Annotated in this window: 8 protein-coding genes; 5 read left to right on the top strand and 3 right to left on the bottom strand. The window is 64.7% G+C overall.

All coding sequences use genetic code 11. The features are described 5' to 3' along the window. Positions 1–132 precede the first annotated feature (132 nt). The 4 genes from J4G38_RS10390 (at position 133) to J4G38_RS10375 (ending at position 7,738) form a co-directional block, all read left to right on the top strand. The gene (locus tag J4G38_RS10390) at positions 133–1,338 is read left to right on the top strand and encodes an MFS transporter (RefSeq protein ID WP_226163340.1); all 1,206 of its coding nucleotides are present in this window, start codon (positions 133–135) and stop codon (positions 1,336–1,338) included. 108 nt (positions 1,339–1,446) lie between these two features. Next, positions 1,447–3,510 (top strand): DUF3857 domain-containing protein, encoded by a 2,064-nt coding sequence (locus J4G38_RS10385; protein WP_210516460.1) that lies wholly within the window; start codon positions 1,447–1,449, stop codon positions 3,508–3,510. Between the two features lie 107 nt (positions 3,511–3,617). After that, entirely contained in the window at positions 3,618–5,690 is a 2,073-nt protein-coding gene (locus J4G38_RS10380; RefSeq protein WP_210516462.1) for a DUF3857 domain-containing protein, read from the top strand. A gap of 98 nt (positions 5,691–5,788) precedes the next feature. Continuing rightward, on the top strand, positions 5,789–7,738 hold the full coding sequence (locus J4G38_RS10375) for a DUF3857 domain-containing protein (protein WP_210516464.1): 1,950 nt from the start codon (positions 5,789–5,791) through the stop codon (positions 7,736–7,738). A 164-nt stretch (positions 7,739–7,902) separates the two neighbouring features. On the opposite strand, the gene J4G38_RS28955 is transcribed toward J4G38_RS10375, so the two are convergent. From J4G38_RS28955 to J4G38_RS10360, 3 genes are all read right to left on the bottom strand, one after another. Beyond that, positions 7,903–11,271 (bottom strand): T9SS type A sorting domain-containing protein, encoded by a 3,369-nt coding sequence (locus J4G38_RS28955; RefSeq protein ID WP_226163339.1) that lies wholly within the window; start codon positions 11,269–11,271, stop codon positions 7,903–7,905. Between the two features lie 371 nt (positions 11,272–11,642). Then, positions 11,643–13,808: a helix-hairpin-helix domain-containing protein gene (locus J4G38_RS10365; protein WP_210516468.1), complete on the bottom strand. Its 2,166-nt coding sequence runs from the start codon at positions 13,806–13,808 to the stop codon at positions 11,643–11,645. 88 nt (positions 13,809–13,896) lie between these two features. Continuing rightward, positions 13,897–14,787 (bottom strand): hypothetical protein, encoded by an 891-nt coding sequence (locus J4G38_RS10360; protein WP_210516470.1) that lies wholly within the window; start codon positions 14,785–14,787, stop codon positions 13,897–13,899. Positions 14,788–14,938: 151 nt separating this feature from the next. Here J4G38_RS10360 and J4G38_RS10355 point away from each other — a divergent pair, with 151 nt between their 5' ends. Continuing rightward, a complete protein-coding gene (locus J4G38_RS10355; RefSeq protein ID WP_210516472.1) occupies positions 14,939–15,673 on the top strand; it encodes a M48 family metallopeptidase in 735 nt (244 codons plus the stop codon). Positions 15,674–15,807 lie beyond the last annotated feature (134 nt).

Genomic DNA, 15,807 nt, shown 5'->3' with positions numbered 1-15,807 from the left:
AAAAGGGTGGCATAAAAGGGTGGCAAACCGCTGATAAAGGTGGCACACCCTGGAATACTTTACATTCAAGAAAGCACAGTGAGCGCCTCCAAAGCCACAATTCCCCGCACCACAGCAGCCCACAGGTATTCTTTGGGCTTCTGGCTGATGTGCTTGTCGTCGTTTCTGTTTTTTGCCAGCTTCAACCTGCTGCTGCCCAAGCTGCCGGAGCACCTCACGCGGCTGGGCGGCGGCCAGTACAAAGGCTTCATCATTGCGTTGTTTACGCTCACGGCGGCCATTTCGCGGCCATTTTCGGGCAAGCTGGCCGATACCGTGGGGCGCATTCCGGTGATGGTATTTGGGTCGCTGGTGTGTTTTGTGTGCGGTTTTTTCTACCCCTGGGCGCTCACCGTCACGGGGTTTCTGGGGCTGCGGCTGCTGCACGGCTTCAGCACGGGGTTTAAGCCCACGGGCACGGCCGCCTACGTGGCCGACATCGTGCCGGTGGCGCAGCGCGGCGAGGCCATGGGCCTGCTGGGCGTGACCGGGGCCCTCGGCATGGCCTGCGGGCCGCTTTTCGGCTCGTGGGTGGCCACGCACTACTCCATCAACGCCATGTTCTACTGCTCCAGCGGGGCGGCACTGCTCTCGCTGCTGGTGCAGGGCACCCTCACCGAAACCCTGCCCCAGGCCCAGCGGCAGCGTTTTCGCTTCGCTTTGCTAAAGCTGAAATGGGGCGAAGTGCTGGAGCCCCGCGTGCTGGCCCCGGCCCTGGTCACGGCCCTGTGCCTGTTTCCCTACGGCGCCGTGCTCACCGTGATACCCGACCAAAGCCGGATACTGGGGCTCACCGGCTCCACCGAAGGCCTGTTCTACACGTTCTACACGGCGGCCTCGCTGGTGGTGCGGCTGGTAGCGGGCAAGGCCTCCGACACCCACGGCCGGGTGCCGGTGCTGCGCTGGTCGGCGGGCATCCTGGCGCTGGGGCTGGCGCTGCTGGTGTATGCGCCCTCGGTGCCGTGGTTTCTGGCGGGGGCGGTGGTGTTCGGGCTGGGCACGGGGCTGAACTCGCCCACGCTCTACGCCTGGACCATCGACCTGAGCCACCCCGAGCACCGGGGGCGCGGCGTGGCCACCATGTACATTGCCCTCGAAGTCGGCATTGGGCTGGGCGCGCTGCTGGCGGGCTGGATATTTGCCAACCTGCCGGGCCGCCTGCCCTACGTGCACGCCCTGAGCCTGCTGTGCGTGCTGGCAGCCATCGGCTACCTGCTGTCGGTGCCGGCCACGGGCCCGCCCGTGGCCGCCGCCGTGGCGGAATCCGCCCCCGAGCCCGCGCCGGAAGAAGTGGTGTAGGGCCGGGCGCCGGGTCGCGGCAAAATTATAATGAGGAATGGATGAGGTTTGCGATACTTCCCTTATTTTTAGGGGTTCAAAGACTGCCTACCCCATTCTTTTTCGTTGATGGCCACCTCTTTACTCTTTCGCCATCTGCGGCGAGTGCTACCCGTTCTGTTCGGTGTGTTGCTGGCGGCGGGGGCCGTGTGCGCGCAGAAGCAGAAAGGAGCACCCGCCCCCATTACGTTCGGCCAGATTGACCCACCGGACCTGACGGCCGCCCCGTTTGCGGCCGATAGCACCGCTGCGGCCGTGGTGCTCTGCGACTACGGCCGCTCCTACATCGACGGGCACGGCGATAAGCTGCAGGTAGTATTCGAGCGGGTGACGCGCATCAAAATCCTGACGAAAGCGGGCTTCGACGAGGCCACGGTCGAAATGCCGCTGTACCACCGCGACGGCAACCAGGAAAAAGTAACCAACCTGCGCGGCTGCACCTACAACCTGGTGAACGGCGTGCCGGAAAAAACCCCGCTCGAAGCCAGCGGCACCTTCCTGGAAAAACGGACGCCCACCGTGAACGTGCAAAAGTTTACGCTGCCTAACGTGCGCGCCGGCGCCGTGATTGAGTATGCCTACACGCTGACCTCGGACTACCTGTTCAACTTCCAGGACTGGGCCTTTCAGCGCGACATTCCGGTGCGCTGGAGCGAGTACCGGGTGAGCATTCCGGTGTTTTACAAGTACAAAATCATTTACCAGGGCACCATGCCGCTGACGGTGGACAAGCCCACCATCGGCTCCACCTCCATGCGCATGGACGGCGCCGGGGGCGCTATCGGGTCCAACGGCATCTACATCACCTCGCCCACCGAAGAGCACCAATGGGTGCTGCGCGACGTGCCCGCCTTCCGCAAGGAGCCCTACATGACGACGGCCGACGACTACCTGGCCCGCCTCGATTTTCAGCTGGCCGGCGAGCAATGGCCCAATCAGCCCTACACTGACCTGACCGATACCTGGCCAAAAATCAACGCCCGGCTGCTCAATGACGCCGCTTTTGGCCAGCAGCTGGACCGCGGCAATTTCCTGAAAGACCAGATGGTGGCGCTGGCCGCCCGCTACCCCGATACGGCAGCCCGCACGGCGGCCGTGCGCGAGGTGGTGATGGACAACGTGCGCTACGATGGCCACAACCGCTACTCCTCCGAAGCATCGCTGCGCAAGGCCTACGACGCCCACCGCGGCACTTCGGCCGACGTGAACCTGCTGCTCATTGCCGCCCTGCGCGACGCCGGCATTCCGGCCGACCCTGTGCTGCTGAGCACCCGCGACCACGGCCGCATCAGCCAGGAATTTCCGCTGCTCGACAAGTTCAACTACGTGGTGGCGCTGGTGCCCCTGGCGAACGGCAAAGACCTGCTGGTGGACGCCACCGAGCCGCTGCTGCCCTGCGGCATGCTGCCCCGGCGCTGCCTCAACCAGACCGGCCGCCTCATTCCGTCGAAGAAAAATGCCGAGGGCCGGTGGGTGTCGCTGGTGCCGGCCCAGCACGAAATCTACTTTCAGCAGGCCACCCTGACGCTGGATGCCGCCGGTACCCTCGCCGGGCAGGTGCGCGAGGAGTTCAGCGGCTACGCCAGCGTGCCGGTTCGCCGCGAGCTGGCCGAGCTGGGCGACAAGAAATACCTGGCCGCGCTGGTGCAGCGGCACGACGGCTGGGCCGTGCCCCAGCTGGCCGTAGCCAACCGCGACAGCATGGCCAAACCCGTGGGCCTGAGCTACGCTTTCAGCCGGGCCGGAGGCGAAACGGCGCCCGCCGGCACGCTGTATCTGAGCCCGCTGCGCGAGTTTACGGACGGCGACAACCCGTTTCGGCACGACTCGCGCCGCTTTCCCGTGGACCTGGGCGTCGCCCAGGATGAAACCATCATGGTGACGCTGCACCTCCCGCCGGGCTACGAGCTGGCCGAACAGCCCAAAAACGTGGTGATGGAGCTGGCCGGGGGCGGGGCCCGCTTCGTGTACAACGTGACGGCCAACGGCCAGACCGTGCAGCTGCTGAGCCGCCTCTCGCTGCGCGAAACCGTGTACGCAGACAGCCAATACGCCGACCTGCGCGAGCTGTACCGCCTGATGCTGACCCGCCAGAGCGAAAAACTCATCATCCAGAAAAAAGCCGGCGGCTAACCGCCGGGCCCCTTGATTGCAAGCAGGCCCGCTTCGCATCAGCCAAGCTGCCACGGTAGCCCTCAGCCCATCTCACTTTCCCCCCCTCCCCCTATTCCCTTTTTTGCATGAAGCTACCCCTACTTTCCCCCGCGGTGCTGGCCGCCGCCCTGCTCAGCGCCTTCGCTGCCCAGGCCCAGCCCGAACCCATCAAATTTGGCAAGCCCGACCCCAAGGACTTTACCGCCGCGCCGTTTGTGGGCGACAGCGCCGCCGGGGCCGTGGTGCTGTGCGACTACGGCACCTCTCGTTTCCAGCTCAAGGGCAGCAGCTTTCAGTTCGTGACGGACCGCGTGACGCGCATCAAAATCCTCAAAAAATCGGGCTATGAGGTGGCCACGGTCGAAATCCCGCTCTATCACCGGGGCACCGACGAAGAGAAAATCAGCTCCTTGCGCGGCACCACGTACAACCTGGTGGGTGGGCAGGTAGTCAAAACCAAGCTCGATGGCAGCAATACCTTCACCGAAGACCGCACCCCGAATGAGCGGGTGCGCAAGTTCACGCTGCCCGACGTGCGCGAGGGCGCAGTGATTGAGTACGCTTATTCGCTGACCTCCGACTTCCTCTTCAACTTCCAGGACTGGACGTTTCAGCGCGAAATTCCGGTGCGCTGGAGCGAATACCGGGCCGCCATTCCCGAATATTTCGACTACAAAATGCTGATGCAGGGCTACCACGCCCTGGCCGTGAATACCCAGGCGGAAGGCTCGGGCCAGTACACGCTCCACACCGATGGCAGCTTTAATGGCCAGGGCGCGAGCCTCAGCAACCTCGGCGGGGGCAGCGGGCGCACGGCGGCCAGCAACGACATTATCACGGCGCGGGTCACCAACCATCAGTGGGCCATGAAGGACGTGCCGGCTTTCCGGGAAGAGCCGTACATGACCACCTCCAACGACTACGTGGACCGCATTGATTTTGAGCTGGCCGGCGAGCGTATGCCCGGCGCGGCCTACCACAACGTGGCCGGAACCTGGCCCAAAATCAACGATGAGCTGCTCAACAGCGACAGCTTTGGCCAGCAGCTGGACGGGGGCAACTTCCTGAAAGGCCAGACCGTGGGCCTGGCCACCAAATACCCCGACGTGGCCACCCGCGCCGCCGCCGTGCGCGAGGTGGTGATGGCCGCCGTGCGCTACGACGGCACCAACCGCTATTCCACCACCGGCTCGCTGCGCAAGGCCTACGACGCCCACCACGGCACTTCGGCCGACGTGAACCTGCTGCTCATTGCCGCCCTGCGCGACGCCGGCATTCCGGCCCAGCCCCTGCTGCTGAGCACCCGCAGCCACGGCCGCGTGAACCAGTCGCTGCCGCTGCTCGAGCGCTTCAACTACGTGGTGGCCCTTGTGCCGCTGGCCGATGGCAAGGACCTGCTGGTGGACGCCACCGAGCCGCTACTGCCGTGCGGCGTGCTGCCCGCGCGCTGCCTCAACCAAGCCGGCCGCCTCATTATGAGAAAAGCCGACGAAGGCCGGTGGGTGGACCTGGCGCCCGCGCAGCGCTACGTGCACTACCAGCAAGTGGCCCTCACGATGGATGCGCAGGGCGGCCTCACGGGCAAAGTGCACGAGGAGCACGGCGGCTACGCGGCCGTGGATGCGCGCAAAGAGCTGACCCGCCTGGGCGAAAAGAAGTACCTCAGCGAAATGACCCGCCCCCACAGCGGCTGGACCGTGCCCAAATTTGCGGTGACCGAGCGCGAAAACGTGGCCAAGCCCCTGAACCTGGACTACGAGTTTGCCCAGCCGGCCGATGACAACACCACCGCGGGCACGCTGTACCTGAGCCCGCTCCGCGAGTTCGGCACCGAGCAAAACCCGTTCCGCCACGACGACCGGCTGTTTCCCGTCGATTTCGGCGCGGCCCAGGACGAAACCACCCTGATAACCCTGACCCTGCCCGAGGGCTACGAGCTGGCCGAAACGCCCAAAGCCGCCGTAGTGGACCTGCCCGACGGCGGGGGCCGCTTCCTCTACAGCGTCAGCAGTACCACGCCCGGCGTGGTGCAGCTCACCAGCCGCCTGAGCCTGCGCAAGCCCATGTACGCCGCCGAAGAATACGTGCACCTGCGCGAGTTCTACCGCATCATGATGGAGAAGCAGGGCGAGAAGCTGATTATTAAAAAGAAGGCCTGATGAAGGCAGTGAACAGGTAGCAGTGAACGATGGGCAACCGGGCCTTAGCTCCTTACTTGCCTTGCACTGCTGGCTGCTTACCATTCCCTACTAATGTTATGAAAGCACTACTACCCTTGCTCGCGGCCCTGCCCCTCAGCGGCCTGCTATCGCTGCATCCGGCGGCGCCCGCGCCTAAATATGCCGTGGAGGAAATTCCGGCGGCCTTGCGGGAGGGCGCGCACGCCGTGCTGCGGGCCGACGACGAAGTGGTGACCGTAAAATCGGCCGGGCGGCTGGTGCATACCGTGCATCGGGTCATCACCGTGCTGGACGCGGCCGGCGACGACTTCGGCCGCCACGCTGTGAGCTACGACGCGCTCAACACCATCAACTACCTGCGCGGGGCCGTGTACGACGCCAACGGCCGCCAGCTGCACCAGCTGCGCGCGGCCGAAATCCACGACCAGGGCCTGGGCGACGCGGGCGGCAGTTTCATGACCGATGTGCGGATGCGCTACGCCGACCTGCGCCAGCCCCAGGCCCCGTACACGGTCGAATTCGACTACGAAGTGGTGTCGGACAACACCTTGTTCTACCCCGACTGGCAGCCGCAGGGGGAAGAAGGCCTGGCCGTGCAAGCCGCCACCCTGCGCGTAACCACGCCCACCGCCCTGCCCCTGCGCTACCAGGAGCGGCAGCTGCCCACCGGCACCGCCGTGGCCCACACCAGCGCCGGCAGCCAGGAAACCTACGCGTGGCAGCTGGCCAACCTGCCCGCCGTGGACGAGGAAGAAGCCGCCCCGCCGCTGGCCGACCTGACCCCGGCCGTGGTGCTGGCCCCCGGCACGTTCGAAGTGCAGGGCCACAAGGGCAGCTGCACCACCTGGCAGGGCCTCGGGCAGTGGAGCTACGAGCTGAACGCCGGCCGCGACCAGCTGCCGCCCGCCACCACTGCCAAGGTGGCCGCGCTGGTCAGCGGCACTGCGGACCCGCGAGTTCGGGCCCAGCGCGTGTACGAAATGCTACAGGGCAGCACCCGCTACATATCGGTGCAATTGGGCCTGGGCGGCTGGCAAACCTTCCCGGCCAGTGCCGTGGCCGGCAATGGCTACGGCGACTGCAAAGCCCTGAGCAACTACACCAAAGCCCTGCTGGCCGCCGCCGGAGTGCCGTCCTACGTGGCGCTGGTGGGCTCCGGCACCGACCGGACCGACCTGCACGCCGACTTCCCCAGCTCGCAGTTCGACCACGCCATTCTGTGCGTGCCCATGGCCAAGGGCGGCCACCCCGATACGCTCTGGCTGGAATGCACCAGCCAGACCGAGGCGTTCGGCTACATGGGTGGCTTCACGGGCAACCGCCACGCGCTGCTGCTCACGCCTGAGGGCGGCAAACTGGTGGCCACGCCCCGCTACGGCGCGGCCGAAAACCGCCGGGAGCGCCGCATCGACTTGTTTCTGGACGCCGTGGGCGGCGCCACGGCCACGGCCCGCACGCTGCGCACCGGCCAGGAGCAGGACCTTTACGCCCAGCTCCTGCACGGCCTCGGGACCGTGGAACAGAAAAAATACGTCACCGACCGCCTCAAGCTGCCCACCTTCACCCTCACCCGGTTCAACCTCGCCGCCGCCCCGGCCGGGCCGCTGCCGGGCGTGGTCGAAACCCTGGGGCTGGCCCTGCCCGCCTTCGCCATGCCCAGCGGCAAGCGCGTGTTCATCAACCCCAACCTGCTGAGCCGCCTGCCCGCGCTGCCTGCCCAGGTGGGCGAGCGGCAGGCTGCTCTGTGGATGGCCCGTGCCAGTCTGCACGCCGACACCGTGCGCCTGCACCTGCCAGCCGGCTTCCGGGCCGAAACCCTGCCCCCGGCAGTGCAGCTCAGCACCGCCTACGGCATTTACGCCAGCCAGTACACGGCCCTGCCCGATGGCACGGTGCAGTACATTCGCCGCCTCGAACTCAAGCGTGGCCGGATGCCCCGCACCGCTTACGCCGGTTATCTCGATTTTCGCCGCAAAATAAGCAGCGCCGATAAGGCCCAGGTGGTGCTGCTGAAAACCGAGAGCTAGGCCTGAAAGCAACTGTTCTACCGGTCAACTTAGCCACAAAAAAGCCGCGCCCAACTTGGGCGCGGCTTTTTTGTTAGTTGTCAGTTGCTCGTTGTTAATCAAACGGTTGCCAGCACACTAACGACAAACAACTGACAACGAACTGCTGACTTTTGAATGCCTACTCAGTTGGTGGTATGCACCAGCCGCTGGGTGAAGCGTTGACCCTGCTGCTCTACCTGCACCTGGTACACGCCTTCGGGCAACACACCCAGGTCGAAAGTGGGATTCTCGGCACCGCGTTCCACTATTTTCCGCAGCACTACGCGGCCGGCCAGGTCGGTGATGGTAAACGTTTTGGGCGCGGCATCGCCCAGGCCAACCAGCTCCAGCGTTACCTCGTGCTGCGCCGGGTTGGGATACAAGTGGAAGCCTGCTTCACCAGCGGGGCCCGCTTTAAAGTTCAGCGTCCGCACCGGCGAATACTGGCTGGCCCCGTTGGTGTCCACCTGCCGCAGGCGGTAGTACACCAGCCCCCCACCGGCCGTAGCCGCGGCGGCGTCCGCAAACGTGTAGTCGTGCGCCGTGGTGCTGGTGCCAAAGCCACTGACTTCGCCAATCTTCTTGAAAACCGACCCATCGCGGCTGCGCTCCACGTCGAAATGGTCGTTGCGCAGCTCCGAAGCCGTGCGCCAGACCAGTAGCGCCTCTCTTTTCTCAGCCTCGGCCGTGAAGGCCGTCAACTCCACGGGCAGCGGCCCGCTGAACTGCCGGTCGCACAGCACCGACTGCGGAATCACGACCGTAATATCGCCGGTGTCCGCGCCGGAATAAGAAATTTGAAAGCGGTTGAAGCCGCCATTCTCACCGTACAGGGCCAGCAGTGGGTGCGGGCCGGCGGCCAGGTAAACCGGAGTGCCCGTGGCCACGCGTGGGCTGTGCGGGAAAGCATCCTGCACCACCGTATTGGCAGCCACCAGCGGAGAGGTGCGGGCCGCGTTATCAAGCCAGAGGTAGGCAATGTCGTCACTCAGCAGGGAAAAAGTGTAGTACCCAGCCGTGCTGACAGTCAGGTAGCCACGGTAGCGGGCGCTGAATTCGTCCGGGTCAGAATCGGTACCGCTATTGATGGCGCTGGACAAATCCCCCCAGCTGTTGTCGGCGGTGTAGTCCACGGTGCCCTCGGTGCGCACCAGGTCAGGCACCGCAGGCGCGTCAAAATACGTCAGCGCATTGTTGAAGTAGCCTTTGAAATACTCCGCGTACAGGCCCTGCGTGGCCGCGCTGACGTTGTCGAAAGTAGTACCGGTGCAGGTGCCCGTGCCCAGGGGCAGCGCCACCGTGGTAGCAACGCGCATGCCGCTGGCCACGCCGTCGTTGTTGGAGGGGTCGGGGTCGATTTGAAAGGCCGTGGCCGAAGCAATGCCCGCTACCGGCTGGGTATTACTGGGCAGATTGAAGGTGAAGGCATAGCTTACTGCCGGCGCCCCCCGGTTCACCTGCCCCACGGTGAGGGTGGTCAGGCCCGAGTTGAAATCATACGTAGTGCCCGCCGGCAGCACCGGGTTGAGCAAGGCTTTGGGCAGCTGCACGTTCAGCACCACGTCGGTAGCATCGGAGGTGCCGGTACCGGTGCTCACGTTCTGCACGGTGGCCGTGTAGGTAATGGTGCTGCCCGCCGCCGCCGTGGCCGGGCCGCTCAAGGTCACACTCACGTCGGCCGGCAGTATGATAATCAGGGTATTATTACCCGAATTATCGTCCCCAACCTGGCAATATTCGTCGGTAATGGTGCTGATAATGGAGGACACCACCACGTTGCCCGTCGGCGGTGGGGTGAAGCTGAGCGTCGCGTTGGCATCGGCTCCGCTCGCGAGCGAAGGCAGCACCGTGAAGGTGACTTGCCCGGTCGTATTGTCGTAGCTGCCCGAGCCCGTGGCAGTGGTTACGGTCACAGCTCCCACGCCCAGGCCGGGCGGCAGCTGCACCAGCCGCACCACGTCCGCCGCCGCATCGGGGCCATTATTCACAAAAATCACACTCACCGAAGCGGCCTGGTTGGGTGGCAGCGGGTTGGTGGCAAAGCTGAGGCTGGTGGCCACATCGGCCACTATTGCCGGGCACAGCAGCGCCGAACAAGCGCTGCCCTCTACCCGGCCCGCCGCGCCGCGGGTACCGCCATCGGGCGGAAATTCGGTCATCGCCTGCGTCGTATTCAGTCCGTTCTGGCCCCCGCTCACGTCGGAACCGGGCACGCCGAGGGTGTAGGCCACGTAGCCGCCGCCGCCGCCGCCGCCGGGTCCATCGGCTTCGTCGCTGCCGTTGGGGTTTTGGGGGCCGCCTTCGCCGCCGCGCGCCAGCAGCGTGCTGCTCACCGCACTAGCCGCGTTCACTACCACGCTGCCGCCGCCGCCGCCGCCGCCCGAGCCGTCGTTGCGGCTGGCATCCGTTACGGCACCGCCGTCGGCCACCAGGCTGCCGCCGCTCACCGGGCCACCGGCTATCAGGTAGATGAACCCGCCGCCGGCGGCCCCGGCGGTGCCGTTGCCGTTATTGCTATCGCCCGCACCGCCGCCGCCGCCAAAAAAGGCGCGGCCGCTGCTGGCCACCGGCCGGCCGCCCAGGCCGCCTTTATCCTGGCGCAAGTCGCCGCCCCAGTTGGGCTGGTTAGGTCCCAGAGTGAGGGCATTTTGGTTGGAGTTAGAGTAGCTGTAGCCCCCACGCCCGCCGCCGCTCGACGTGGAAGTGGCGAAGTTGGCAGACTCCAGGTTCCAGGCCGCGTCATATATATTGCCGGCGCCCCGGTCAGGGTTGCCTTTGCCCGTATAGGTGGTATTCAGCACGGCGGCGTTCGCCCCGCCGCCGCCCGAGGCATTGTGGGCATTGCCGCCGCCGCCGCCGTTGGCCGGGGCACCCCGGCCGTAGCGCCCGTTCAGGTTGTCGTAGTCGGTGGCGTTACCCGCAATGCCTTCGCCCTTTTCAGCCCCAAAGAAAGAACTGGGCGACCGGTAGCCGAAATCGGTAGTGGGCGGATTGTCAGCGTCCTGCTCCAGGGCGCCGCCGCGGAAGCCCAGGGCCGTCACGTCAATGGCGGCGCCGCTGGCCAGCGTCACGGCGCCGGTGGTTTCGATGGCCACTATGCCGCCGGTGCTGCCGTCCCAGGCGGGGGCCGTCACGGCTGCGCCCGCGTCCAGGTCCAGGGTAGTGTAGCGGGGCACGCGCACCACCTGGGCATGCCCCCCGGTGGTGAAGCTGCTGAACAACCGGCAGGTTAGGGCAATGCTCGTGCCCGAGGGCACCGCCGCCACTTCTATCAGCTGGTAGCGGCCGGCATTGTTGAGGGCCGCAACCGTACCATAGGTAGCGTCATCGGCCGCGCTGATGGTGGCTCCTTGCGGCTGCACCACGAGCAGCAGGTCGCCGGCGGCCAGGTCGGCGGCAAACCGGCCATTGGCGTTGAGGGCGCTGTTGCCTACGGTGAGAGTCGTGGCGTTCACGGCGGCGGTGGCCGTGAGAGGCGTGTACTCGTTCAAAATGGTACCAGTGGCCGACACGGTCTGGGGCCCATCTTTACCGGCTTGAGCCAAAGCTTGCTGCCCACTGCCGAGCAACGCCACCACGCCCAGGCACAGCCACCATTTCCCTTTTCCGCCCCACCATCCACGCCCCGTTTGCCGTGGCAAACGCATTAGTATTTTTGTTTCCATACTCGCAGTTTTTTGCTGATTATGTTTCTTAGATACCGAACGTGAAGCTAGCGGGATATTTTATTTATTTAATAAAAAAAATGATTTTAATTTGAAAAGAAATTAGTAAAATTTCGTTTTATATTATTTATAATTCAATTTAAATATAATTATTTTTAAAGGAATACAACCACGGCACTATTATATTAAAATAGTTATAAAACAGAAAGTTGTGAGGCTCAGAATTTCACTCGCAGCTGCGCTTTTACTTCGCTACGTAGTGTTCCCTGAATTGTTTCCAATCCCGTACCTATTACGCCTTGGTGGCGGTAGCGGGTTTCAGCGTAACGGAGCCACAAGGAGAGGGAGCGGTTCAGACGAATTTCGGCAATTCCATATACGCGTGTGCCCCGGCCATAAAGGGCCGGCACCGACACGGCCAGCAGCACGTCCTGCTCATACACGTACTGCCGGGTGTCGTAGTCGTCGGCGTCGAACAGGGCGTAGCGGGCCGTGAGTTTGAGGGTGCGGTTCAGCTGGTAGCCCACGTCCTGGGCCAGCACGTAGCCGCGCCGCCAGGCCAGGCCGGTGTCGTCGCGCAGGCGCGAGGCCTGGAGGCGGGTGCGCAGCTCCAGCGCGGTAGTGGGCGCGGTGTTGTAGTACAGCAGCAGGCTTTGGCGCAGCTGCTCGCCGGGCAGCGGCATGGCGCGAAAGGGGTCGAGGGCGAGCAAGTCGGTGCTGGCCAGGTCGCGGGGCTTCAGGCGCTGGCGCAGCTGCACGTAGAGCAGGCTGGTTTTAGTGGGCGAATACGCGAGGCGCACGAGGGCATCGTGGCCATCGGTGGGGGCGCTGGCCCGGTAGCGCAGCCACGGAAAGCGGAACTGGTCGTAGTAAGCCGAAATTTCCCAGCGGGCCACAGGCCTCACTTTCAGGCCAATATAAACGCCGGTTTCGTTGATGTTGCGGGTATTTTCGCTGAAGGCGTTGCCGTAGAGGGTATGAAACGTGGGGTCGTAGTGCCGCACCAGCAGGGCCGCATCTACGGTGGGGCCGAGGCTGGCCAGCAGGCCGTTCACGGTGCCCAGGCCGCCGCCGGTGCTGCGCGCCGTTTCGCCAAACAGCAGCAGGTTGCGCCACACGTAGCTGTAGTTAATGCTCAGGGCCAGATTCTCTTTGCCGCTGAATTCGAACCTGTTGTAAGGCTCCGGGCGCTTGAGAATGGCCGTGCCGTAGTGCGTGAACACGCCCGTGCCGCCGATGGCCAGGTTGCCGTTGCGGCTGGTGTAGGTCGCGTTGCCGCCGCCAATGGTTTCGGCCAGCTGGTGGCGGTTGGCGATTTCGGAGGCCGTGCGGTGGAAGCCGGTGTAGAGCAGGCCGGAGGTAAACTCGTCGTACTGCGCCAGCGAATCCTGGCTTTGCTGCAGGTTGGCATCCACATTCTTATGCGACACAAAGGCCGTGGCCTGCACCGTGGGCGCCACCTGGTAGGTGGCCGCGCCGCCCCGGAAAAACGTGTTTTCGAGCAGCGAAGAATACGCCCGGATGCCCACCGACGAGCGCCGCAGGGTCGTAATTGTTTCCGCGCCCTTGCCCACGCCCAGGCCCGACGACAGCAGCAGTCCCTGCCCAAACTGCAGCTGGTAGTCGCCCAGCGCCAGCGACTTCAACCGCCCGCGCTCCTGGAGCAGCAAGTGCGCCGACACGTAATCGGCCCCAAACTGGCCCTTTTGCGGGTTCCATATTATCTGTTCGCCGGCGTCCTTTTCCATCGAGAAGCCCACGCTGAAGTCCTTGGTGTGGCTCGCCCGGTAGCGTATCAGCATTTTATCGGCCGAGCCGAGGTAGCGGGTGGTGGGCTGGCCCTGGTAGATGATGGGCGGCGTGTAGCCCTGGCGCTGCTGCAACACCCGCTCGTAGCGCAGGTACAGGGCGTTATTGTCCTCCCGGGCGATGCGCTGCCACAGGTTGCCCCGGCTGGCATTAGCGTTGCTGCTGAGCACGCCTACGAAGGGCAGGATGCGGGATATCGTGCGCAGGTCGTAGCCCTCAATGCTTTGCAGCTCATACACGCTCAGCAGGTCGCCGTTGGCCTCGCGGTGGTGCAGCAGGGCGGTTATCTGGTTTTCATTCAGCAGCAGCAGCGCCCGCAGCTCCTCGCGGGTGGCGGTGTTGAGGTTGATGGGCGTCTGGTAGTATTGCAGCAGGGTCTCGTAGAGGTCCTCGTAGGGCACTTCGTCGGACTGGATTTCCGCAAACAGCTCCTGGGTGAGGCGGTCGAGGTCGGGCGGACGGCGCACGTAGTCCTGCGCTTGCGCTGAGTTAACAGTGAGCAGTGAGCAGTGAACAGTGAGTGCCGCCAGGCACCAAATGCCGCGCTTCAGCAGTCGGTTGTTCCAGCCTGACATTACGTGCCCCGCAAAACGGTAAAAATCTTTCATCGTGTTCCGTTAGCTATTCGTTGACAATTGCTCACTGTTCACTGCTAACTGTTCACTAATTTTTCCCCCAGGCTTTGCTCACGCTCAGGTGCTGGCTGAAGCCCAATGCCTGCTGGAACGAGGCCGCGTAGTCAATCTGCAGCGCCCCGGCCACCACGCCGATGCCCGCACTGGCCTGCTCCGTGAGGCTGGCCAGGCCCAGCCGGGCCACCAGCACCGGCACCGGCCGGTATTCCAGCCCGGCCTTAAAGTTGGCGTCGCGCTCCACGTCCTTTTCGGTTTCGACCACCAGCAGCACCTGCGAGCTGGCCCGGTAGGCCAGGCCGGCTTTGAGCACCGTGGGCACCCGCTCGTCCTGGTAGCTGGCCAGCTTGGTTTGGCTGAGGTTGTAGAGCGAGGCCCCGAAACTGAGCCGCTGGGGCACTATTTCAATCTGGCCGCCCAGCGTGCCCAGCACCACGCGCCGGCTGCCCAGCCCCTCAATGCTCACTTGCAGCATGTCGACGCGGCCCCCCAGGCTGATTTGCCCGAAGCGGTAAGCATAGCCAGCCGCGAGGCGGGTTTCATTATACAGCGTGCCACCGAAGCGCTGGGCCTCGAAAGCCACCACGCCGTTGCGGGCCCAGGTGCGGGCGGCGGCCGGCGCGGGCGCGGCTCCCTCGGCGCCAGGCATCACGGCGGTGGTGGGCACCGCAGTGCGGCCCAACGGCAGGGCCACTGTGAGCGCGCCCACGTTCAGGGCCGAGCTGAAGTAGCGGTTTTCGGCATAAAAGCCCACGGTGGGCCGCTGGAGTTCGCTCAGGCCGGCCACGTTGTTGCCCATGCTCCAGACCTCGCCGGCCAGCGCCACCGAGGCATTGCCGAGCGCGGCGGCGCGGGCGCCCCGCACGCCGGGCCCATTGCCCTGCGCCCACGCCGGCGCCACCAGCAGCAGGGAGAGAACCACTAAAAGGCAAGAAATTGAAAGATACCGGGGTAAACAGTGTTGCATGAGGGGAAGGTAGCAACTTGGCAGTTATTGATGAGGTTGAGAGCGAAATTATTTTGTGGTGCCGCGCGGTTATCTGTTCCGGCGCTACTGCCGAACTTGCCTGCCTATGCCCCGCTCCTTCACTGCCGCACCCCGCCGCGAAACTCTCGCCTACCAAAATCAAACCCTCAGCTACACCCTCGTTTTCCGGTCGCGGCGCACCATTGGCTTCGCCGTGCGGCCCGATGGCAGCGTGCACATCAGCGCGCCCGCCGGCACCTCGCCCGAGTGGGTGGCCCAGCAGGTCCTGAAAAAAGCCGACTGGATTCTGAAGCACCAGGCCGAATTTGCGCGCCGCCCGGCCCCGGCGCCCAGCCGCCGCTACGAGGCCGGCAGCACTCATTACTACCAGGGCCAGCCTTACCAGCTGCGTTTCGCCGAAGCCCGCCGGCCGGCCGTGGCCGTGGGGGGCGATGAGCTGGTGGTAGCCGCGCCAACGGCACTATCGCCGGCCCAAACCGAGGCGCTACTCCACAATTGGTATGCCCGGCAGGCCGGGCCGCTGTTTGCGGAGTCCCTGCTCCGGGTGTGGCCGCGCTTTGCCGAGTTCAACCTGACGCGCCCGACGCTATCCGTGCGCCAGATGCGCACCCGCTGGGGCAGCTGCACGCCGCGCTCCGCCCGCATCCGCCTCAGCCCGGAGCTGGTGCGCGCCCGCCCCGAATGCCTCGACTACGTGCTGCTGCACGAGTGCTGCCACCTGCTGGTGGGCGACCATTCCAAGGCTTTTTACGACCTGCAAACGCGGCTGCTGCCCGACTGGGTGCACTGGAAAACCGAGTTGAATAAGTTGCCCAAGTAGCCTTGGTGCCAGTAAGCCGCACCGTTGTAGTTTTGACGGATTTCCCATACTCCCGTCATTCTGCATGAGTTACTGCGAGTGCCGGGGCGCGTTGGCTGAGCACAATCAAAAACCCCAAGTTCCGGTAGCCGCAC

It is taken from the genome of Hymenobacter terricola (assembly GCF_017921975.2).
Classification (GTDB): Bacteria; Bacteroidota; Bacteroidia; order Cytophagales; family Hymenobacteraceae; genus Hymenobacter; species Hymenobacter terricola.
The sequence above is the reverse complement of the archived record's forward strand: the minus strand, read 5'-3'. Positions and strand labels throughout refer to the sequence as shown.

Excerpts from the sequence above, each read along its gene's own strand:
- J4G38_RS10385 (WP_210516460.1), top strand. The coding sequence starts at position 1,447 with ATGGCCACCTCTTTACTCTTTCGCCATCTGCGGCGAGTGCTACCCGTT.
- J4G38_RS10380 (WP_210516462.1), top strand. The coding sequence starts at position 3,618 with ATGAAGCTACCCCTACTTTCCCCCGCGGTGCTGGCCGCCGCCCTGCTC.
- J4G38_RS10375 (WP_210516464.1), top strand. The coding sequence starts at position 5,789 with ATGAAAGCACTACTACCCTTGCTCGCGGCCCTGCCCCTCAGCGGCCTG.
- J4G38_RS10365 (WP_210516468.1), bottom strand. The coding sequence starts at position 13,808 with ATGTCAGGCTGGAACAACCGACTGCTGAAGCGCGGCATTTGGTGCCTG.
- J4G38_RS10355 (WP_210516472.1), top strand. The coding sequence starts at position 14,939 with ATGCCCCGCTCCTTCACTGCCGCACCCCGCCGCGAAACTCTCGCCTAC.